Below are 21,405 nucleotides of genomic sequence, written 5' to 3'. Positions count from 1 at the left end.
AGCTTCAGACCTCACTCAACGGGTGCTCGAACAAATGTCTCAATAAACAGGCCACGTTTATTGGCCTCGACTATCGTCTCGTGATAGCCAAGCATAAAACTGCGCCCTGCTTCAACTGCAATTCCTGCCAAGCCGGCTTTATCAGCATTGATTACGGTGTGGATACCAATGGCTGGCAAATCAGCACGCTCTTCCTGCGAAGGTTTGGCGCATTTTACCAACACACCACCACGCGGCGGAATACGCCCTGATGCACGAAGCTCAGCCACACGGATCAGCATCAGATCAGTGCCTTCTGCGCCTTCCAGCGCCACCACACGGCCACCAACAGCAACGCCGCCCTGCCCGACATCAAGATCACCCAGCAAACGCGCAGCCTCAGCGCCAAGCTGAATATTATGCTGTTCACGCTTGTCAGGACGTGCCTTGGTCAAACTTTGTGCGGGCATTGGCGACAGTAAATCAGGCACAATCTCATGTGCACCGATCACCTTAATATCATAATCTTCAAGCAAGCGGATAAAAGCACGCAGCAATGCGTCATCGCCCTTGCCCAATGCGCCGATCACTTTCGGCAACGCGCGCAAAGTCGGCATATCAAAGCGCAAATCAGATAAATGCGGACGATTAAGCACACCACCTGCTAAAATAACCTGTGGGATATTATGCGCTTTCATCGTCTTGATGAACTTTGCAAATTCGACGATTGAAAGTTCCTGATGCTCAAATTGATACAATTCAGGTGCTGCTTCGCCTCGCAGGGCAAAGATAAACGGCGCATTGCCGCTGGCAGCTAAAGATTTTGCAACTTCAATCGGTAACAGTCCGTTTCCCGCGATAATCGCAGTGCGAGGGGAAACGGATTGATTTGCTATCGAATGACGATTATTGCTCGCCACCGTTATCCTCACGGGCGGTTTTTGCTGACTTGATCAGAGGCGTACAGAAAGCACGCTTTGAATCTGCTGTCACAAAATCAATCAGATCAGCTACTGCTTTAGAGTTAGCATAAGCAAGTTTCACGTCATTAGCGCGATCCTGCACAGGTTTTGTGCGATCGAACAACATACGTGACGCATGACGAACAGCATGAATTTCTTTTCTGTCCATGCCGGAACGCTTCATACCAATAATGTTCAGGCCACCCAAATGTGCATGAACACCAATGACCATGCCAAATGGGATAACATCACCGGCAACCGCAGCCATACCGCCCACAAAAGCGTGGTGGCCGATACGGGTGAACTGATGCACAGCAGAGCCGCCACCTAAAATGGCACGATGGCCAATTTCGCAGTGACCGCCAACCATCACATTATTGGCAAATGTTACATGGTCTTCGACAATGCAGTCATGGGCAACATGCGCATAAGCCAAGAATGTGCAGTGATCACCGACAATGGTGCGACCACGGCTGGTATCAGAACCACAATGCATGGTCACGCCTTCGCGGATCGTGCAATGGGTACCGATTTCCAATGTGGTCGGGCCACCGGTATGTTTACCGTTTTGCGGCTCACAACCGAGTACAGCATGCGGGAAAACCTGTGCCTGAGCACCAAGTCTTGTGGCACCGGTCACCACAACGTGGCTCATCAATTGAGAACCATCACCGATAACCGCACCTGACTGGATGTGGCAGAAAGGCCCGACAGATACGCCAGCGCCTAGCTGTGCTCCATCCTCAACGAGTGCGGTTGGGTGAATAATGGTCTCGGCCATATGTTTTACTCTTTCCCGTCTGGGACATGGGTCATTGCAGAAACTTCTGCTTCTGCGACTTTGACACCGTCAACTTCAGCAATACACTGGTATCTAGAGATGTTGCCGCGTTGTTTCAACTTATTGACGTGCAATAAAAGTTGATCACCCGGCACAACAGGCTTGCGGAACTTGGCATTGTCGATGGTCATGAAATAAACCAGACCAGGACGGCCCTGACCATTAGCAAGAACAACAATTGCTCCTGCGGTCTGCGCCATTGCTTCAATGATCAAAACGCCCGGCATTACCGGCTTTTCTGGGAAATGCCCCATAAAATGCGGTTCATTAATGGTCACATTTTTAACACCGGTAGCCGACTGGTCACCGTTGATATTAATAATGCGATCAATCATCAAAAACGGATAACGATGCGGCAGTGCATTCAAAACTTGGTGAATATCTGCCGCTTCAAGCTTAACCTCGTTGATCTCAGTCATCAGAGGATTGCTCCTTCTTAGGTTGTCCAAAGCTGCGCAGGGTTGCCACTTCGCGGAACCACTGCTTGATAGGTCGGGCAGGAAAACCGCCCCATTTCTCGCCATCCGGTATATCGCGCATTACACCACTTGCTGCGGCGATCTGCACATTCGATCCGATAGTCAGATGGTCTGCCAGGCCCACACGTCCGCCCAGCATGGTCATATCACCAATCGTAACGCTGCCGGAAATCCCGCAATGCGCCGCTACGACACAGTAACGACCAATTTTTACATTATGTGCAATTTGCACCAGATTATCGATTTTTGTGCCTTCACCAAGGATGGTATCGCTCAAAGAGCCACGATCAATCGTGGTATTAGCACCAACTTCCACATGATCCTGAATGATCACGCGCCCAAGCTGCGGCACTTTTTCAAGACCAGCGGGCCCCGGCAGATAGCCGAAACCATCCTGCCCCACACGCACACCCGGATGTAAGATCACATGATTGCCGATGAAAGCGCACTGCACAGAAACACCCGGCGCGATATATGTATGACGCCCGATCTGACAATTGGCACCAATAACGGCTGTTGCACAAATGCGCGACCCTGTGCCGACAGTTACACCTTTACCGATAACAGCGCCTGCCTCGATGGTAGCGCCATCTTCGATCACAGCAGTGGCATGAATATTGGCACAAGACGAAATACCTGCCTCACCCATCCATGGCTCAGGGAATGAAGATGCGGGAAATAATTTACGACCCAGCTGTGCAAATGCACGATGCGGATGCCTGATGATCAGAGCTGCAACACCAGATGGAACAGAAGATACCATATCTTCGGTGCAGAACACACCGGCAGCATTTAAAGCATTCAGCTGAGGTGCATTCTTGCGCCCCTCAGCAAACACCACAGCATCCGCTGAAGCATTATCAATAGAAGCAAGGCGCGCAAAAAAACGCGATGCCAACTGCACATTATGCAGTTTAGCACCGGTTAATTCAGCAGCGTCACCGATTGTTACGGGACGATCAAGTGGGAAGAAAACAGGATCTGCCATCAAAACACTTTCTCTCCCGGCTCCATATGGTTCCGGGAGAAGGCAAATCGATCAGAACTTGCTCGAGATACCAAAGTTAAAGTTCTGTACTTTATCCGAAGAAGCCTTGGAAGTTGGTACAGCATAGTCAAAGCGCAGCGGGCCAAATGGTGAAGCCCACATCAGGCTGAGACCAACAGAAGAACGAATCTTCTTGTCATCGCCTTCAACCTTACCACTACCTTTAGACCCATAAAGCATTGCGGCATCAGCAAACAATGCGCCACGAATACCGAAGCTTTCCGGGATAACCGGCATCGGGAACTGCAATTCAGCAGTTGCCTTCAGGTAGGTTGTACCACCAAGCCAGTAACGCTCTCCGCTACCATTCGAAGCCTCTTGATAAGGCCCCATGCTGTTATATTTGAAGCCGCGGATCAAATCCTGATCATTTTTGAACAGGTCAAACATGCGCACGCCATCATTTTTGAAAGCATGGATGTAACCACCACCAACGCCCAACATACCGATCAGGTCAGCATCTTCATGCAAGGTCTGATAGTATTTTGCATCAGCAGTTGTCTTCAAGAACTTCGCATCACCACCAAGACCGGCAAATTCCTGTGTGAAGCGAGCAAAGATACCATCACGCGGGTTTTGTTTATTGTCGATGCTATCATAAACCAGCGAGTAGCTGATCGATGAGCGCAACCATGGGCTATACTCAGCAGCTTCTGCAAGAGCCGGCGCGTAATCACCAGCGGCCAGCTTCTTTTTATCAAGCTTATATTTTTCCTCAACCAGATTATAAGCAATACCGGCAGAGAAATTATCAGTAATTGGCAGACCAAAGCGGATCGAACCACCAGTTTGTGTCACATCATAGTCGCGATCAACGCGGTGACTACGACGGAAAACATCAAAACCGGCAGAGATACGGTTGCCAAGGAAATAAGGCTCGGTGAAGGAGAAGTTGTAGTTACGCATATCGTTCTGACCGATACCGGCACCAAAACGGATATACTGACCACGACCGAGGAAGTTACGCTCGGTTACAGAACCTTCAACGGATGCACCAGGTGTACCGCCACCGGTCGCATAACCTGCACCAATGGAGAACTCACCGGTCGACTTTTCCATCACATCAACAATCAGCACAACCTGATCAGGCTCTGAGCCCTGAGCGGTGGAGATGTTAACGGACTGGAAGAAATCCAAACCTTCAAGACGACGTTTTGCACGCTGGATCATAGCCTGATTGAAAGCATCGCCTTCATTCAGATCAAATTCACGCCGGATAACATAATCACGGGTTTTATCATTGCCGCGGATTTCAATACGTTCAACATAAGCACGCTGGCCCTGTTCAACATTGTAAACCACGGAAATTGTATGATTATCGAAGTTACGATCACCGCGCGGCTCAACCTTGGCAAAAGCATAACCGCTGCTGGCAACTCGATCTGTGATCGCTTCAACAGTCTTTTCGATATCTTTTGCACTATAGTTGCGGCCTGAACGGGTTGCAATCAAACCGTTGAGTGCTTCAGGTTCAACGCCGTCCACTGTGCTTTCAATCTGCACATCACCGAATGTATAACGCTGACCTTCATCAACATTAATGGTGATGGTGTATTCGTTCGTTGCTTCGTCAAGCACAGCTTCCGAAGACAGAACGCGGAAATCCGCATAACCACGGTTGTAGTAGAAGCGACGCAGTGCTTCTTCATCCGCCTGCAAGCGACCTTCATCATAAATGTCGCTACGGGTCAGCCATGACAATGGGTTTGAACGCTTGGTCGAGATGATATCGCGCAGACGACGCTCACCATAAGCATTATTGCCGACGAAGTTGATATTCGCAATCTTGGTGCGCGAGCCTTCAGCAATTTCATAAACAACGTTTACGCGACCGCTACCCAGATCAACTGTACGAGCATTAACAGTAACATCGCTACGACCAACATGACCATAAGCGGCCTTAATCGCGTCGCGATCATTTTCCATGATAGCAGGATCGAAAGCACTGCGTGGCTTCAACTGAACGGCACGTTCCAGCTGCGCATCTTTGACCTTTTTGTTACCCTGGAAGAGAACATTGTTAACGACGGCATATTCACTGACATGAACAACCAGAGCGCCACCGGACTGGGTGATTCTCACATCGGAGAACAAGCCCATACCGAACAGGCGCTTCACAGCCTCGTCCACATCTGCACTGGTGTAAGCTTTACCCGGACGGATATTGACATTGTCACGGATGGTCTGCGCGTCAACGCGCTGATTGCCGCGAACATCAATACGGCTGGCTACGGCTGCCTGAGCACTCGCAACGGATGCCAGTGACACAACCGCAGAACCTGAGGCTGCCAGAGCCACGGACATGGCGATCGCTGATGCGGCGCCAAACAATTTAGAACTTGCCGTCATGGGCTTTCAAAACCTTCGTTTATTTCTATCCCCGGGCGCGTTTCCCAGAAAATGCACATACTTAACGTCATAGCTTGTTTTTACATACAAGCAAGTACGACAGTTAAAATCTGTTTACTTCGTCGTCAACCGTGGCAGACATGCCACGCGAATCCATGATTATGGTAAACAAATTATATTACTTATCCAGTCCAACGCCTCTTATTTCACGTCTTATCGACGCCAAAAATCAATTTTACTGTTAGCAGGCAAAAACATCGTTGAAAAGTACAAAAGCCATAAAGCCCATAACTAACAAAAAGCCAACTTTGTAAAAGAGCTCCTGCGCACGCACTGACACTGGTCTGCCCAACACAGCTTCCGCCGCATAAAACACCAAATGCCCGCCATCCAGCGGCGGCAACGGGAATAAATTGAGCAAACCAATGCCAATTGAAAGCATTGCAGTCAGCTGAACCAGCCATTCAAAACCCAAACTTGCAGCCTGCCCTGCCATATTAGCAATCTTAACAGGCCCGCCAAGCTGACACTTATCTTCGCGTCCGGCGAAGAATCGCGAGAAAAATTCTCCTGTACGACCAATAATATGACCGGTTTCTTTCACTGCCTGCCCAACTGATTCTAGTGGGCCATATTCAACTTTACGAAACTGCGCGACCTCATTGGTCGTCTTCACACCAATCACACCGATTTTGATCTGGTTACCCAGAGCATCGGTCTGCTCGGAAACAACCGGTGTTGCTTCCAGCTCAACATCTCGCCCGTCACGCTCGACAACGAATTTGAGAGCATCGCCGGTGCGCCCCGATACAATGCGCTGCACGTCCGCAAATGTCGTAACTTTCGAACCTTCAACACTGATGAAACGGTCACCGGCTTTAAAGCCGGCGATTTCCGCCGGGCTACCAACAGTGACTTCCGCCACCAAAGGATCAGCGATTGTGCGGCCATACATGTTGAAGAAGACGCTCAAAATCGCGATGGTCAAAAGAATGTTGAATGCGGGCCCTGCAAAGACAGTTGCAGCGCGTTTCCAGACCGGCTGGGTATGAAAGGCTGTTTTACGATAATCTTCGCTCATCGCAGCATGATCAACGCCGACAGGCGAACTCGTCACGCTCTCATCACCGGCAAATTTCACATAGCCGCCGAGCGGGATCGCCGACAATTTCCAGCGTGTACCTGATTTGGCTGTATAACCAATCACTTCTGGCCCAAAACCGATAGAGAAAGCCTGAACCCCGATACCGCACCAACGCCCGACCAGATAATGCCCCATCTCGTGCACAAAAACCACCACACTGAGGACGCAGACAAACGGGATGAGCGTTCCCACCAGCAGGCTATTGCTCCCAAAGAGATGTGAGAAAATATCGGACAAAACAAAAACTCCTGACGGGGGTACAGGTTTAAAGATTAAAAAATATCGCTGACGGCACATCCGGCTCAGCCAGAATAGCACCGATAATATAAAGCAGTGCACCGGCTGCAATCAGACCGTCAACACGATCCATCACGCCACCATGCCCCGGCAACAACCAGCCGGAATCTTTAGCACCAAACTGACGCTTGACCCAAGATTCGCCCAGATCACCAATCTGCGAAACAATCGACAACATGACGGCCAGCAATGGCACGATGAAACTGCCAGGCTCCGCCACAAGTGACGCCACAAAAATGGCACCCGCCACGGCCGCAGCGATACCACCAATAGCACCCGACCATGTTTTATTCGGTGAAAATTTTGGCGCCAGCTTAGGGCCACCTAAGGAACGGCCGGTGAAATAGGCCGCAATATCCGTTGACCAGACAATTGCAAACAAGAAGATGATAGCTGTAAAGCCAAACGGCTCATCACCCCGTAACAACGAAAGCGACACTGTCGGAAAACCTGCATAAAGAAGACCGACGGCTGGCCATGCTTTACCTATTTTCCAGCCAAGCGCCAGCAAGATGACAAAACCAGCCAACAAGAAGCCAATTGTCCAAAGCGCATTTTTATCCCAGATCAGCAAAGCAAAAGTACCGACCAGCCACAACCAGCCAATAATTTTGGTCAATGCGCTCTGACGAGACGCACTTAAAGTCGTCCACTCATAGAAAATCGCCAGTCCCATGGCGACCATCAACAGGCTGAAACCAAGACCGCCGATATATGTCAGCCACAGTGTTAAACCGCCAAGCACAATCGCCGTAAGTATGCGGGTTTGAAGATTTGACATATTCACCTCTTGGCCATCATTCTTGATTTTCGGCAAAATATTGAAGGCTGGCTACTTGTAATAAATTTCAGGATGCAACGCCGTCAGATGCCGCAGCAACAGACAGTGCTTGCGACTTATCATGACAAGATGCACGTGCCTCAACCCCACCAAAACGACGTTCCCGATTGCGGTAAGTTGCAATCGCTTCTTCGAAAAGTTCCGGTGTAAAATCCGGCCAAGGACATGGAACAAACAGAAATTCCGCATAGGCCGCCTGCCAGAGCAGAAAGTTTGAAAGCCGCATCTCACCGCTTGTGCGAATGATAAGATCGGGATCGGGCATGCCGGATGTATCAAGATTGGCGGAAATCAGATCTGCCGAAATAGACTGCGGATCAAGGCGGCCTGCTGCCACATCGGCAGCAAGACTGCGCACAGCACGGGTAATCTCGTCACGCGCGCCATAATTAAAGGCAATGACCAGATTAAGACCAGTATTGCCGCGTGTCAGACTTTCCGCCTCAACCAAAAGCCCACGTACATCCGCAGACAGGTTGTCACGCTCGCCGATCACGCTGATATGCACATTTTTACGATGCAAATCTGCCAGATCACGACGGATGAACATTTTCAGCAATGCTAAAAGCTCACGCACTTCGCCATCAGGCCGCGACCAGTTTTCAGATGAAAACGCAAAAAAAGTCAGATATTCAAGACCTGTCACGCCGGCATGGTGCACAATCGCACGCAAGCTTTCGACGCCTGCCCTGTGTCCGGCACTGCGAGGCAGCCCACGCGCGGTTGCCCAACGACCGTTTCCATCCATAATGATGGCGATGTGGCGCGGATCCGACATTCGTGCAGCTACCTCTTCAATCTGCGTAGAGTAAAAACAAAATCATGCAAAAACCGATAAAGGTTTATACCTGCATAATTTCCACTTCTTTAGCCGCGAACAGTTTATCGATCTCGGCAATAGTTTCATCCGTGAATTTCTGAACCTTGTCCGACATCACACGGCTGTCATCCTGGCTCATCAGGCTGTCTTTTTCCAGCTTCTTGAGCTGATCCATGCCATCACGACGAACGTGACGGGCAGCAACGCGAGCCTGTTCAGCATACTGGTTGGCAATTTTCACCAGCTCTTTACGGCGCTGTTCGTTCAGCTCCGGCAGAGGAATACGCAGGTTTGTGCCATCTGTGATCGGGTTCAGACCAAGACCGGATTCGCGGATTGCGCGCTCAACAGCACCAACCATCGACTTATCCCAAACGGACACAGCCAGCATGCGTGGTTCCGGCACAGTGATGTTGGCAACCTGATTGATCGGCATGCTTGAGCCATAAGCCTGCACAACGATAGGCTCCAGCAAGCTTGCCGATGCACGGCCGGTACGCAAACCACCCAGATCATGTTTAAATGAAGAGATCGCACCGTCCATACGGCGCTTCAGGTCATTGATGTCAAAAACATCGCTCATAGGTTTCTCCTTAGGGCGCAAAAATTTGAGAGCGGGCGCGGATTTAAGAATTCAGCAAAGCAAAATTCAAGCATCCGTTACGATTGTACTGCGCCCTTTACCTTGCAGAATATCAGCCAATCCGCCATTTTCATGGATCGAATAAACTATTATCGGAATGTTGTTCTCACGTGCAAGTGCAACCGCAGCTGTATCCATGACAGCCAAACCGCGATCAAGCACTTCCTTATGGGTTAAACGGTCAAAACGGGTGGCAGTCGGGTCTTTCTTCGGATCAGCCGAATAAATGCCATCCACCTGCGTGCCCTTTAACAGCGCATCCGCACCAATTTCAGCCGCACGCAAGGCAGCAGCAGAATCAGTTGTAAAGAACGGATTACCGGTACCACCGGCGAAAATAACCACTTTGCCTGCATTCATATAGGCAGTGGCTTTGCGCTGCGTGAAGCTTTCGCAAATTTCCGGCATAGCGATTGCAGAAAGAACCACTGCATCAACACCGGCTTTATTTAGTGAAGTGCGCAGAGCCAGCGAATTGATGACGGTTGCGAGCATACCCATATGGTCACCGGTAATACGGTCACCACCTTTGGAGGCCACAGCAACACCGCGGAAAATATTACCGCCACCAATCACAATACCAACTTCAACACCCAGTTCGCGGGCTTGTTTGACGTCGCTTGCAATACGATCCGCAACCGATACATCAATACCAAAGCCCTGCCCGCCCATTAAAGCTTCACCGGATGCTTTTAAAATGATGCGTTTATATACAGGCTTTGCGGTCATGGTACCCTCTTGTGTTACGGCCATATGAATTTCAGTTGTTCGATACACGAAGGGCACCGCGTTGTCACGCGATGCCCTCCATAATCAAAAGCTTTTAGAGCATAAGCCAGCATATTTTTGCCAAACCCACACTTAAGCGCGAGATAAAGGCAAAACAACTGTTATTAGCCCGATAAAGCTATTCAGAACTAAGATTAGCTCTTAACAGCGGCAGCAACTTCAGCTGCGAAGTCTGTTTCTTCTTTTTCAATACCTTCGCCGAGTGCAAAACGTACAAAAGCAGTAATTTTTGCAGGAGCGCCGATTGTCTTTTCAGCTTCTTTAAGAGCTGCAGCAACAGTCAGATCAGGATTGATAACGAAAGCCTGGGACAGAAGAACAACTTCTTCGTAGAACTTGCGCATACGACCATCGATCATTTTTTCGATGATTGAGTCTGGCTTGCCCGATTCGCGAGCCTGTTCGATGAAGATTGCTTTTTCACGCTCAACAGCGGCGGCATCAACTTCTTCGTTGGTCAAAGCCAGCGGGTTGATCGCAGCAACGTGCATTGCAACCTGACGGCCGAATGCGTTTGCAGCTTCTTTGTCACCTTCGGTTTCGATCGCAACCAAAACACCCAGCTTGCCGAGACCATCGGAAACGCCGTTGTGGATGTAAGTTGCAACAGTACCGTTGTTAACGCTCAGGCCAGCTGAACGACGGAAGCTCATGTTTTCACCGATGGTGCCAACAGCGTCCTTGATAACTTCGGTTACGTTCTTTTCTGCGCCAGGATAGATGGCAGCAGCAACAGCATCGGTTGAACCGTCAGTTGTCAAAGCAACCTGAGCAACATTGCGAACGATTTCCTGGAAGGCATCGTTACGTGCAACGAAGTCTGTTTCTGAGTTAACTTCAACTACAACTGCTTTGTTGCCTTCTGAAGCGACTGCAACAAGACCTTCAGCAGCGGTACGGCCGGCTTTTTTGTCAGCCTTTGCAATACCTTTTGCACGCAGCCAGTCAACAGCGGCGTCAATGTCGCCATTGGTTTCAGCCAATGCTGCTTTACAATCCATCATGCCTGCGCCGGTAAGATCGCGCAGCTGTTTTACCTGTGATGCGGAAACGCTCATAATTGTCGCCTTTCATGAAAGCGAAGGCACACCAAAGGGTGTGCCAACTTTAGACCCCCATGTGACTCACTCGAAAGAGTTTATCACAGAGGAACGAAACAAATTATCCACCCGTTATGTAACGGGTGGATGAATTATAACAGCGCTTAAGCGCCTTCTGCCGGAGCTTCGAGTGCTGGCTCAACCGGAGCTTCAACCTGAGCGCCGATATCGATGCCGAGTGCACCCTGCTGACGGGCAATACCGTCGATTGCAGCGCGGGCGATCAGATCGCAATAAAGCGAGATTGCGCGTGCAGCATCATCGTTACCTGGAATTGGGTAATCGATCTGGTCTGGATCACAGTTAGAATCGATAACTGCAACAACAGGGATACCAAGACGCTTGGCTTCCTGAATAGCAATCGATTCTTTGTTGGTGTCGATGATGAACATCAGGTCAGGAACTGAACCCATGTCCTTGATACCGCCCAGTGCGCGATCGAGTTTTTCACGTTCGCGTTCCAGGTTAAGGCGTTCCTTCTTGGAATAGCCCTGTGCATCGCCAGCCAACAGTTCGTCCAGCTTACGCAGACGCTGAATGGAGTTGGAGATGGTTTTCCAGTTGGTCATCATGCCGCCGAGCCAGCGTGCATTGACATAGTACTGAGCTGAACGGTTTGCAGCATCAGCAACAATGTCAGAAGCCTGACGCTTGGTGCCAACGAACAGAACGCGGCCGCCACGTGCAACAGTGTCAGATACAACCTTCAGCGCATTGTGCAGCAGAGGAACGGTCTGAGCCAAATCCATGATGTGGATGTTGTTGCGGGAGCCATAGATGTATGGAGCCATCTTTGGGTTCCAGCGGTGTGTCTGGTGACCAAAGTGGATACCAGCTTCGAGAAGCTGGCGCATGCTGAATTCAGGCAATGCCATTTCAATTTTCCTTTTCCGGTTTAACCTCCACGGACAGAGGCGGAAGAACCGCCACCGGAGGTCATATCGGATTTCTCCCGATATTAACCACTAGCCCGTGTGTGGAATGATCCGGCACTTAACGGATGATAAACTAAAATGCAAGCCCTACCCGTTTATCCGTGCCTAAATTACGCTTTTATGCAGTATAATCGCACATATCATAACAAAAAAAGAAACCAGCCCAATGAGCTGATTTCTTATATGTAACGCTTCGCACTTTTGCTGGAAATCGCTTTTCTAGTCGCATTATCCGACGCAAAACCGCTTCGCACTTTTGCTGGAAATGCTTTTAATTACACTGTGCGTCCACAGGCTCACCTTTATAAAGATCAAGCTTAACCAATTTGCCACGCATGGAAAAATCGCCGTAATCCATAAACAGATCGCGCGTCACACCATTACGGTACAATTTGAAATTGATACGGTAGATCGGCATGCCATCCTGATTTTCCTTATCATCAAAATAAGCAATCGTGACCGGCCAGAATTTATCTTTTCCCATCTCGCCCAAAGATTTATATTCATCATCTTTGACAACCTGCTCCTTACCAAGCATCACAGTGGTTGAGACAATACGATTGGCATCTTCCGAACCATCAAAAATGGTCGTCTGATAAAATTTCTCACCCGTTTCCGCCTTACCGATAATTTCAGTCAGGTGTTTGGTCGGGAAATTGGTTTTTGCCAGTTCAATATCGCTCTTGAGCGGCTGACTTAGTTTCACTTGCAGGTTTTTAGCTTGCAGCTCGGCATTGCCGCGCACTTCTTTGATCAGGTCTTTATCCACAAAGGTTTTATTGACGAAACTGAACTGTTTGCCGTCACCCGCTTCAAAAGTGGTGGTTTGCTGATCAGTCAGCCGCTGCGGCTGCTCTTCCATATCAATCTGCGTTACAAAACGGAAATTGGTCGTATAGCCCTCGCAGGCAGAGCCATTAAACTCATAGACCATACGGCCTTTCAAACCGCTAATCCCCGTCTTATCATCCGCTTTATCAAGCTGGAGATCATAAACAGCACGATGCGGCACCAAGATCACCGAAGGTGCGGCTATCGCCGGCACAGCTTCCAATGCAAAGACTGCAACCATCAAACCGCCGGAAATACCCGCCAGCGAGCCTGAAAATAAAGGCCGCCGCCCTAAGCAGAACACTGCCTGCAACCCGGTTTGGCAAATGGCCTTTTTAATAAAATGCATGCTATATCTCCTTGCAGAAGCAGTATGATAAAAAAACTCGTGGCGGAATCGAGACAAAAGTCGCAACCTTGCGATAATTTCCACCGATTCTGTCTTGCCACTGTTATAATTGCACGACACAACACGAAAAGAATTAAGGATCTGAATATGACTGATACAATTGATAGCCGTCTTGCCGCTCTGGGTGTTACCATTCCAGCTTCTGCTGCACCGGCCGCAAATTACCTGCCATATATGCAGGCAGGCCAGTTATTGTTCACCTCCGGCCAGCTGCCAATGGATCAGGGCAAACTGATCCATACCGGCCTTCTGGGCGCTGAAATCGACATTGCCAAGGGTCAGGAAACCGCACGCCAGTGCGCCATTCAGGTTCTGGCACAGGCCAAAGCAGCGCTCGGCGATTTGAACCGCATTAAGCGTCTGGTGAAAATCACAATTTTTGTGGCTTCTGCACCTGGCTTCACTGAACAGCATGTTGTCGGCAACGGCGCATCGGATTTCCTCGTCAATGTTCTTGGCGATGCCGGTAAGCATGCCCGCTCTGCTGTTGGTGTAGCGTCCCTACCGTTTAATGCACCTGTGGAAGTAGAAGCGATTTTTGAGGTCGCCTGATGTCATTTGCCCGTTGGTTAACTGAAACCCCTATTGCACATCGTGGTTTGCACGACTTGAACCATGATTGCTGGGAAAACTCGCTTTCGGCTGCACAAGCAGCCGTGAAACAGGGTTTTGCCATTGAATGTGATGTTCACCTCACCAAAGACGGTGAAGTTGTCGTGTTTCACGATCCCACACTCAAACGGGTTGCAGGGCGCGACGGGCATATTTACGACCTGACGCTGGCAGAGGCACAAGCGCTCACCATCGGTACCACACAAGACCATATTCCGTCTTTGCGGGAACTGCTTGATCTCGTTGACGGTCGTGTGCCCCTTATTATCGAAGTAAAGGGCACACTTGGTCATGATGACGGTCTGGTTAAAAAGACTGCTAAAGAACTTGAAACCTATCAGGGACATGCTGCAATCATGTCCTTTGACCATCACATCATCCGCCAGTTTGCCTCCGATGCACCGGGCATTCCGGCAGGGTTGACGGCTGAGGGCATGAACCGTGAAGCGATGGAAGCCCATTTTTCCATGCTGGCTCACGGCATCGATTTTGTATCCTATCATGTGCATGAATTGCCAAATCCGTTCATCAGCTTTGTGCGTGAAAAACTGCATATGCCGGTGATTACATGGACGGTAAAAGATCAGGCAACCAAAGCTCATAGTGACCTGAATGCCGACCAGATTACCTTTGAAGGGTTCGACCCGCGCGCGCAGCTTGCCTGACCATTCCTGATAAACCAGACAAGCACCAGCGCTGGCTCAATCTGTTTTGAGCCGAAAAGTCTTTGAGGAGGATTGCCGCAAGGTGTTGGACGATGAAGATCAAAGCCCTGAATTTCAGCTCCGTGTCGTCAGACAATTTGATGAATTCACGGCTAAAGAGTGGTCTTCCCTTGCAGGCACTTCCAAAGGACACGGAAATTATAATCCGTTTCTGTCCTATCACTTTTTAAATGCCCTCGAAAAATCGGCAAGTGCAACATCTGCCACCGGCTGGCGGCCATATCATTTGCGGCTTGAAACAGCTGACGGAATTTTGCTTGGTGCAGTTCCTGCTTATTTGAAAAGCCACAGTCAGGGCGAATATGTTTTCGATCATGGCTGGGCTGATGCCTATGAGCGCGCCGGCGGCCGCTATTATCCAAAGCTGCAAATTTGCGTGCCCTTCACACCTGCTACCGGCTCCCGGCTTTTGCACAACCGCGACTATGAACCTGCCGCGATCAGACAGGCATTGGCACTCGGTCTTCAGCAGCTGACCGACCAGCTCGGCATCTCGTCAGCCCATGTCACTTTTGTTGATGAAGCCCAGTTAAAACCTTTAGAAAAAGCCGATTTTCTGCACCGGACAGATCTGCAATTTCATTTTATAAACAATGGCTTTTCACAATATGATGACTTTTTAAGCGAGTTTTCATCCCGCAAAAGAAAGCTGATTAAAAAAGAGCGCAAAGAAGCCTTAAGCAACGGCATTACGATTGAATGGCTGCAAGGTGAACAGATCACCGAGGACGTGCTCGATCAGTTCTTTGCTTTCTATATGGATACCGGCAGCCGGAAATGGGGCCGCCCTTATTTAACCCGTGAGTTTTACACACTGATCGGTGAAACCATGGCAGATGATATTTTGCTGGTGATGGCAAAACGCGATGGTCGCTATATTGCCGGTGCGATTAATTTCATTGGTTCGGATACGCTCTTTGGCCGCCATTGGGGCTGTATTGAAGATCATCCGTTTTTGCATTTTGAAGTCTGCTATCATCAGGCTATCGAATTTGCGATCCAACATAAGCTCGACAAGGTTGAAGCGGGCGCGCAAGGTGACCATAAAATTGCGCGCGGTTATCAGCCTGTCCTCACCCATTCCGCACATTATATTACCCATCAGGGTTTGCGTAATGCTGTGGCAGATTACCTTGATACCGAGCGTCAGGATGTGATGCGCATGGCTGTGTCGTTGCAAGACCATCTGCCTTTTCGCAAAACACCTGAACTCGACACATAAAACGGAGAAGACCCGATGACTGCCGTCTATGATGATAATAATATTTTTGCCAAAATCCTGCGCGGTGAAATTCCGGCTCATCGTGTTTATGAAAATGATGATGTTCTGGCATTTATGGATGTGATGCCACAGAGCAACGGCCACACATTGGTGATACCGAAAAAGCCTTCACGCAACCTGCTGGATGCCTCACCTGAAACATTGGGCGCACTGATGAAAGCCGTGCAGCATGTGGCAAAGGCTGCAAAGACCGCTTTTGAAGCTGACGGCATCACCATCATGCAGTTTAACGAGCCTGCCGCCGGCCAGACCGTTTATCACCTGCATTTCCATATTATCCCGCGCTATGAAGGCATAGATTTGAAGCCACATAGCGGCAAGATGGAAGATAATGGCGTTCTGACCGCCAATGCCGAAAAGCTGCGCGCACAGCTTTAAACGGACAATAAAAAACGCCGCTTCAAAAGCGGCGTTTTCTTTAAGAGAATAATCTTCAGATTAAATTTGCTTAGGCACCCCAAGTGCGTTCCAGCACACGGATCCAGTTGTCATGGGCAATCTTGTTGATCGATTCCTGATCATAACCATGCGCACGCAGAGCATCGATCAGCTTTGGCAGACCGGTTGCATCACCGATTTCTGTTGAAATCGTGGTGCCGTCAAAGTCGGAACCAAGTGCCACATGATCAATGCCCATACGCTCAACCATGTAATCAATGTGACGGATCATTTCTGATAATGGCAGGTTCAGGTCACGCTGACCTTCGCTGTGCAGGAAGGAAACGCCGAAGTTAAGACCAGCCAGACCACCGGTGTCACGGATCGCATCCATCTGCTTGTCGGTCAGGTTGCGGCTATGCGGGCAAACGCCATGCGCATTAGAGTGCGATGCCACCAGCGGCGCATCGGAAAGTTTAGCAATATCCCAGAAACCCTTCTCATTCATATGAGAAAGATCAATCATCACTTTCAGCTCGTTACAGGCTTTGATCAGACGCTTACCGGCATCGGTAAGGCCCGGGCCAATATCCGGTGAGCTATTGAAGCGGAAAGGTACACCATATGCAAAAATGTTCGGGCGGCTCCAAACCGGACCAAGGCTGCGCAAACCTGCCTGATGCATCACATAAAGCTCATCAAGACCATCGCTGATAGCTTCAACGCCTTCAATATGGAAAACAGCAGCAAAAGCACCATCTGCCATCGACTGACGAATGTCGGAAGCCGTACGGCAAACGCGGAAACCACCTTTTGAAGCATTTTCGATTCGCGTCAGCAAGGCAGCCATGGCCAATGTTGTGTTCAATGCATCGCTATGAGCAGGTGTTTCGAAGTTACCTTCTGCATTCAGCTCTTTTGACGGGCTCGGAACATAAATAGCGCACAAACCACCTGCCAGACCACCGGTCTTTGCACGCGGAAGATCGATGTGGCCGACCGCTTCACCATTAATAAAACGTGCTTCAGGATTCGGCTCTGTCGATGTCCACAAACGCAGCAAAACGTCATTATGGCCGTCAAAAACAGGGGTAATCGGAGCTGTTGTCATATCAAGATATGCCTTTATCAGTCTTAGGGGTTTTAAAGCTAAAGCTTATCACTGCGTAAGGCTTACGCTCTTACACATAAATTGCCAATGCGTTTTATGCATATGTTAGAAATCGCTTGCATATCGCGGTTATTTATTTTAGCGAGCCCTAATCCATTTCCTCATTATGCATTCTGTGCATGACCGTTGCAAATTCTGCATTGGAACCCACAAACCCACTCATGATACCGGATGCTCGGAAAAATGCGCCTGGCGGAAATGCTATAGGGATGGCGCTTTTATGGCAATGCTTCTTGCAATTGCTTTAACAGGGAGAATAAAAATGATTTCGAGACGTAATTTCCTGGCAGGTGCCGCAGCGGTACCTTTCCTGTCTTACGCAAGCCTGTTGCCAGCAGTTGCTGCCGGCCGTCAGGACATTCTCGTTGTTGCTCAGACGCTCGACAACATGACGAGCCTTGATCCGCATGAGAGCTTTGAAGCTGTCGGCAGTGAAATCTGCAACAACATGTATCAGCGTCTTGTTCATCCAAGCCTGACCAATCCGGAAGAAATCGAAGGCGGCGTTGCTTCTTCATGGGAAGCTGACGAAGAAGGCAAAGTCTTCACCTTCAAAATGAACCCGGATGCAAAATTTGCCAGCGGCGCACCTGTAACAGCTGAAGACGCTGTCTTCTCCCTGCAGCGCGCTATCAAGATGAACAAAGGCGCAGCCTTCATCATCGGCCAGTTCGGCTTTACACCAGAAAACGTTGAACAGTGGATCACCGTCGTTGACGATTCCACTATCAAGCTTTCGCTCGAAACCCCGACCTCCCTCTCCTTCCTGCTCTATTGCTTGTCTGCAAGCATCGGCAGCATTGTCGAGAAGAAGGTTGTCATGGAAAACGCCAATGGCGACGACATGGGTAACGGCTGGTTGCAGAAGAACAGCGCCGGTTCCGGTGAATGGACCCTCGTTTCCTGGAAGCCAAGCGAAAGCGTAGTGATGAACTACAATCCGCATGGTCTCTACAAAGGCAATGTAAAGCGCATTATGCTGCGTCACGTTGCTGATCCGTCTTCACAGCTTCTCATGCTGCAGAAGGGTGACGTTGATATTGCACGTAACCTGACCACTGAACAGCTGCGCGTTGTTGTTGACGATGAAAACTACAACATGGTTCGCCAGAGCGTCAGCGGCATCATGCTGATGTCCTTGAACCAGAGCAATGAAAAGCTGACCAATCCTAAGCTTTGGGAAGCAATCAAGTGGGCTGTTGATTACGACGGCATCCAGCAGAACATTGTTCCGCTGCAGTACAAGGTTCACCAGACCATCGTTCCTGAAGGTTTCCCTGGTGCAATCACTGACAAGCCGTTCAAGCGTGACCTTGAAAAGGCAAAAGCTTTGATGGCTGAAGCTGGTCTTGCTGATGGCTTCACCATCAAAATGGATCACTACTCTGCACAGCCAAGCCCGGATATTGCGCAGGCAATTCAGGCAAATCTCGCAGATATCGGCATTAAAGTTGAATTGCTGGCCGCAGAAAACCGTCAGGTTCTCACCAAAATGCGCGCCCGCGAGCATGAAATTGCACTGACATCATGGGGTTCAGACTATTTTGATCCGAACACCAACGCGTCTGTGTTCTGCATCAATGAAGACAATTCTGACAATGCAATGAGCAAGCCTTTTGCTTGGCGTTCGCATTACCAGAATGAAGAGTTCATGAAAAAAGCTATTGCTGCCCGCGATGAAAAAGATCCGGCAACCCGCATCAAGCTTTATGGCGACCTTCAGCGTGAGTTCATGCAGAACAGCCCGTTCATCGTCATGATGCAAAAATTTGAAACTGCTGCTTGCCGCAAAGATGTGACAGGCATGCGTCTGGGTGTGCTTTCAGACAGCCACTCCTATGCAGGGATCGCGAAGGCGTGATGAGGAAACTCCAAAAATTGACTGGTGTACTGGGCAGCGTGTTAATCACGCTGTTCGGTCTTATGATTATCACCTTTATGATCGGCCGCGTTATGCCGGTTGACCCGGTTATTGCCGCGGTCGGCGATAATGCTCCGGAAGCCGTTATCCAGCGTGTACGCGCGGAAATGGGTCTGGATCAGCCAATGATCGTTCAGTTCTTTAATTATATCAGCCAGGTATTACACGGCGATCTGGGCAATTCTATTTTGACCAGAAATCCGGTCACCACTGACATCGTCCGTTATTTCCCGGCGACGTTGGAACTTGCAACATATGCACTGCTGATTTCCGCAGCCATCGGTATTCCGCTTGGTGTGTGGGCTGCTGTGCGTCAGGGTTCATGGCTTGACCAGACCATCCGTGTTATCTGCCTTGCCGGTCACTCGGTGCCGGTCTTTGTTTTGGCGTTGATTTCCCTGCTGCTGTTCTATGCAACCTTAGATGTTGCCCCTGGCCCTGGCCGTCAGGACATCATCTATGAAGGCATGATCACCCATGTCACAGGTATCATGACAATTGATACGCTGCTTGATGGTGATTGGGATGCTTTTGTTGATGCTGTGAAGCACTTGGTGCAGCCAGTTCTGATCCTTGCTTATTTCAGCATGGCTTACATTACCCGTATGACCCGAGCATTCATGCTTGATGCGCTCAAAGGTGAATATGTCATCACCGCGCGTGCAAAAGGCCTGTCGCTCAAAGCCGTCATCTGGAAACATGCATTTCCGACTGTCGCAGTTCAGCTCGTGACCGTTCTTGCCCTCACCTATGCAGGCTTGCTTGAAGGTGCAGTGGTAACCGAAACAGTCTTTAGCTGGCCGGGCCTTGGACAATATCTGACCGTCTCTTTGATGAACGCAGATATGAATCCGGTCGTTGGCGCCACCTTGCTGATCGGCGTGATTTATGTTGGCCTCAATCTTCTGGCCGATATCCTCTATAAAGTACTGGATCCACGTGTCCGATGATAACATCTAGCTTTAGAAATTGGGCCTTGAACGAAACCCCGTCTTCCCGCGCACAAGCTGCATGGGGACGCCGTTATCGCCTGTGGCTCAACCTCAAAGGCAACCCGCTGGCCATGTTTGGTCTGGTTGTCATTCTGGCCTTTGTTTTGCTGTCGATCTTCGCGCCTTTGCTGGCGCCATATGATCCAAGCGTGCAGAATCTGGCTAATCGCTTGTCAGCACCGACTGCTGAACATTGGTTTGGTACCGACGAACTGGGTCGCGATATTCTCTCGCGTATCCTCTACGGCGGCCGCGTCACCATGGGCATGGTGATTGCAGTCGTTATTCTGGTGGCACCGATCGGTCTGGCTGTTGGTTGTATTGCCGGTTATTACGGCGGTATCGTTGATACAGCTTTGATGCGCATCACCGACGTGTTCCTTGCTTTCCCGCGTCTTATCCTTGCATTGGCTTTTGTTGCTGCATTGCGTCCGGGTGTTGAAAGTGCGGTTCTCGCGATTGCGCTCACCGCATGGCCGCCATATGCGCGCCTTGCCCGTGCTGAAACAATGACCATCCGCAACAGCGACTTCATTGCCGCTTGTAAGCTGACCGGTGCATCGTCCAAGCGCATTATTGCACGCCATATCGCACCATTATGCGTACCGAGCCTGATCGTTCGTATTACGCTTGATATGAGCTCCATCATTCTGACCGCCGCAAGCCTTGGCTTCCTCGGCATGGGTGCACAGCCACCTTCACCGGAATGGGGTGCGATGATTGCAACTGCCAAGCGTTTCATTTTCGAACAATGGTGGGTCGCGACCATCCCGGGTCTCGCAATCTTCTTTGTTTCGCTCGCATTCAACTTTCTGGGCGACGGTCTTCGTGACGTGCTCGATCCGAAGCAGAACTAG

Annotated in this window: 21 protein-coding genes; 7 read left to right on the top strand and 14 right to left on the bottom strand. The window is 49.9% G+C overall.

Annotated elements, in window-relative coordinates; genetic code table 11:
- Window positions 1–11 precede the first annotated feature (11 nt).
- The 13 genes from ABDZ76_RS08595 to ABDZ76_RS08535 all read right to left on the bottom strand — a co-directional run bounded on the left by ABDZ76_RS08595 (window position 12) and on the right by ABDZ76_RS08535 (window position 13,299).
- Window positions 12–899 (bottom strand): LpxI family protein, encoded by an 888-nt coding sequence (locus tag ABDZ76_RS08595; protein ID WP_343804357.1) that lies wholly within the window; start codon window positions 897–899, stop codon window positions 12–14.
- Window positions 886–1,722: an acyl-ACP--UDP-N-acetylglucosamine O-acyltransferase gene (gene lpxA, locus ABDZ76_RS08590; RefSeq protein WP_343804355.1), complete on the bottom strand. Its 837-nt coding sequence runs from the start codon at window positions 1,720–1,722 to the stop codon at window positions 886–888. Before lpxA ends, ABDZ76_RS08595 begins: the two co-directional genes overlap by 14 nt.
- Before the next feature lie 5 nt (window positions 1,723–1,727).
- The gene (gene fabZ / locus ABDZ76_RS08585) at window positions 1,728–2,201 is read right to left on the bottom strand and encodes a 3-hydroxyacyl-ACP dehydratase FabZ (protein ID WP_343804353.1); all 474 of its coding nucleotides are present in this window, start codon (window positions 2,199–2,201) and stop codon (window positions 1,728–1,730) included.
- Complete coding sequence (gene lpxD, locus ABDZ76_RS08580) at window positions 2,194–3,249, bottom strand: UDP-3-O-(3-hydroxymyristoyl)glucosamine N-acyltransferase (RefSeq protein ID WP_343804351.1); 1,056 nt, start codon at window positions 3,247–3,249, stop codon at window positions 2,194–2,196. The genes fabZ and lpxD overlap by 8 nt, the downstream gene beginning before the upstream one ends.
- Before the next feature lie 51 nt (window positions 3,250–3,300).
- Window positions 3,301–5,658, bottom strand: coding sequence for an outer membrane protein assembly factor BamA (gene bamA, locus ABDZ76_RS08575; protein ID WP_343804349.1), 2,358 nt, complete (start codon window positions 5,656–5,658; stop codon window positions 3,301–3,303).
- Between the two features lie 241 nt (window positions 5,659–5,899).
- Window positions 5,900–7,039 carry an RIP metalloprotease RseP gene (rseP, locus tag ABDZ76_RS08570; RefSeq protein ID WP_343804347.1) on the bottom strand — a complete coding sequence of 380 codons (1,140 nt, stop codon included), beginning with the start codon at window positions 7,037–7,039 and terminating at the stop codon, window positions 5,900–5,902.
- Window positions 7,040–7,067: 28 nt separating this feature from the next.
- A complete protein-coding gene (locus tag ABDZ76_RS08565; protein WP_343804345.1) occupies window positions 7,068–7,880 on the bottom strand; it encodes a phosphatidate cytidylyltransferase in 813 nt (270 codons plus the stop codon).
- Window positions 7,881–7,947: 67 nt separating this feature from the next.
- Entirely contained in the window at window positions 7,948–8,739 is a 792-nt protein-coding gene (locus tag ABDZ76_RS08560; protein ID WP_343804748.1) for an isoprenyl transferase, read from the bottom strand.
- Between the two features lie 43 nt (window positions 8,740–8,782).
- Complete coding sequence (gene frr, locus ABDZ76_RS08555; RefSeq protein WP_343804343.1) at window positions 8,783–9,343, bottom strand: ribosome recycling factor; 561 nt, start codon at window positions 9,341–9,343, stop codon at window positions 8,783–8,785.
- 66 nt (window positions 9,344–9,409) lie between these two features.
- Window positions 9,410–10,132, bottom strand: a complete 723-nt coding sequence (gene pyrH / locus ABDZ76_RS08550) for a UMP kinase (protein ID WP_343804341.1) — start codon at window positions 10,130–10,132, stop codon at window positions 9,410–9,412.
- Between the two features lie 194 nt (window positions 10,133–10,326).
- Window positions 10,327–11,250: a translation elongation factor Ts gene (gene tsf / locus ABDZ76_RS08545; RefSeq protein ID WP_343804339.1), complete on the bottom strand. Its 924-nt coding sequence runs from the start codon at window positions 11,248–11,250 to the stop codon at window positions 10,327–10,329.
- A 146-nt stretch (window positions 11,251–11,396) separates the two neighbouring features.
- Window positions 11,397–12,167, bottom strand: a complete 771-nt coding sequence (gene rpsB, locus ABDZ76_RS08540) for a 30S ribosomal protein S2 (protein ID WP_343804337.1) — start codon at window positions 12,165–12,167, stop codon at window positions 11,397–11,399.
- Window positions 12,168–12,498: 331 nt separating this feature from the next.
- Window positions 12,499–13,299, bottom strand: a complete 801-nt coding sequence (locus tag ABDZ76_RS08535; RefSeq protein ID WP_343804746.1) for a cell envelope integrity EipB family protein — start codon at window positions 13,297–13,299, stop codon at window positions 12,499–12,501.
- A gap of 255 nt (window positions 13,300–13,554) precedes the next feature.
- On the opposite strand from ABDZ76_RS08535, the gene ABDZ76_RS08530 reads away from it, so the two are divergent.
- The 4 genes from ABDZ76_RS08530 to ABDZ76_RS08515 all read left to right on the top strand — a co-directional run bounded on the left by ABDZ76_RS08530 (window position 13,555) and on the right by ABDZ76_RS08515 (window position 16,464).
- Window positions 13,555–14,019 carry a RidA family protein gene (locus ABDZ76_RS08530; RefSeq protein WP_184218571.1) on the top strand — a complete coding sequence of 155 codons (465 nt, stop codon included), beginning with the start codon at window positions 13,555–13,557 and terminating at the stop codon, window positions 14,017–14,019.
- On the top strand, window positions 14,019–14,744 hold the full coding sequence (locus tag ABDZ76_RS08525) for a glycerophosphodiester phosphodiesterase (RefSeq protein WP_343804332.1): 726 nt from the start codon (window positions 14,019–14,021) through the stop codon (window positions 14,742–14,744). Before ABDZ76_RS08530 ends, ABDZ76_RS08525 begins: the two co-directional genes overlap by 1 nt.
- Window positions 14,745–14,829: 85 nt before the next feature.
- Complete coding sequence (locus ABDZ76_RS08520; RefSeq protein WP_343804744.1) at window positions 14,830–16,026, top strand: GNAT family N-acetyltransferase; 1,197 nt, start codon at window positions 14,830–14,832, stop codon at window positions 16,024–16,026.
- Between the two features lie 15 nt (window positions 16,027–16,041).
- Window positions 16,042–16,464 carry an HIT family protein gene (locus ABDZ76_RS08515; RefSeq protein WP_343804330.1) on the top strand — a complete coding sequence of 141 codons (423 nt, stop codon included), beginning with the start codon at window positions 16,042–16,044 and terminating at the stop codon, window positions 16,462–16,464.
- A 70-nt stretch (window positions 16,465–16,534) separates the two neighbouring features.
- Here the strand turns inward: ABDZ76_RS08515 and ABDZ76_RS08510 are convergent, their stop codons facing one another.
- A complete protein-coding gene (locus ABDZ76_RS08510; protein ID WP_343804328.1) occupies window positions 16,535–17,575 on the bottom strand; it encodes a dipeptidase in 1,041 nt (346 codons plus the stop codon).
- Between the two features lie 322 nt (window positions 17,576–17,897).
- Here ABDZ76_RS08510 and ABDZ76_RS08505 point away from each other — a divergent pair, with 322 nt between their 5' ends.
- The 3 genes from ABDZ76_RS08505 to nikC are packed head-to-tail and all read left to right on the top strand — an operon-like array spanning window position 17,898 to window position 21,405.
- Window positions 17,898–19,496 carry an ABC transporter substrate-binding protein gene (locus tag ABDZ76_RS08505; protein WP_343804326.1) on the top strand — a complete coding sequence of 533 codons (1,599 nt, stop codon included), beginning with the start codon at window positions 17,898–17,900 and terminating at the stop codon, window positions 19,494–19,496.
- The gene (locus tag ABDZ76_RS08500; RefSeq protein WP_374844619.1) at window positions 19,496–20,506 is read left to right on the top strand and encodes an ABC transporter permease; all 1,011 of its coding nucleotides are present in this window, start codon (window positions 19,496–19,498) and stop codon (window positions 20,504–20,506) included. Before ABDZ76_RS08505 ends, ABDZ76_RS08500 begins: the two co-directional genes overlap by 1 nt.
- Window positions 20,503–21,405, top strand: coding sequence for a nickel transporter permease (nikC, locus tag ABDZ76_RS08495; protein ID WP_343804322.1), 903 nt, complete (start codon window positions 20,503–20,505; stop codon window positions 21,403–21,405). Before ABDZ76_RS08500 ends, nikC begins: the two co-directional genes overlap by 4 nt.

It is taken from the genome of Paenochrobactrum glaciei, assembly GCF_039522165.1.
GTDB classification, from domain to species: domain Bacteria; phylum Pseudomonadota; class Alphaproteobacteria; order Rhizobiales; family Rhizobiaceae; genus Paenochrobactrum; species Paenochrobactrum glaciei.
This window is presented reverse-complemented; position numbering and strand designations above follow the sequence as displayed.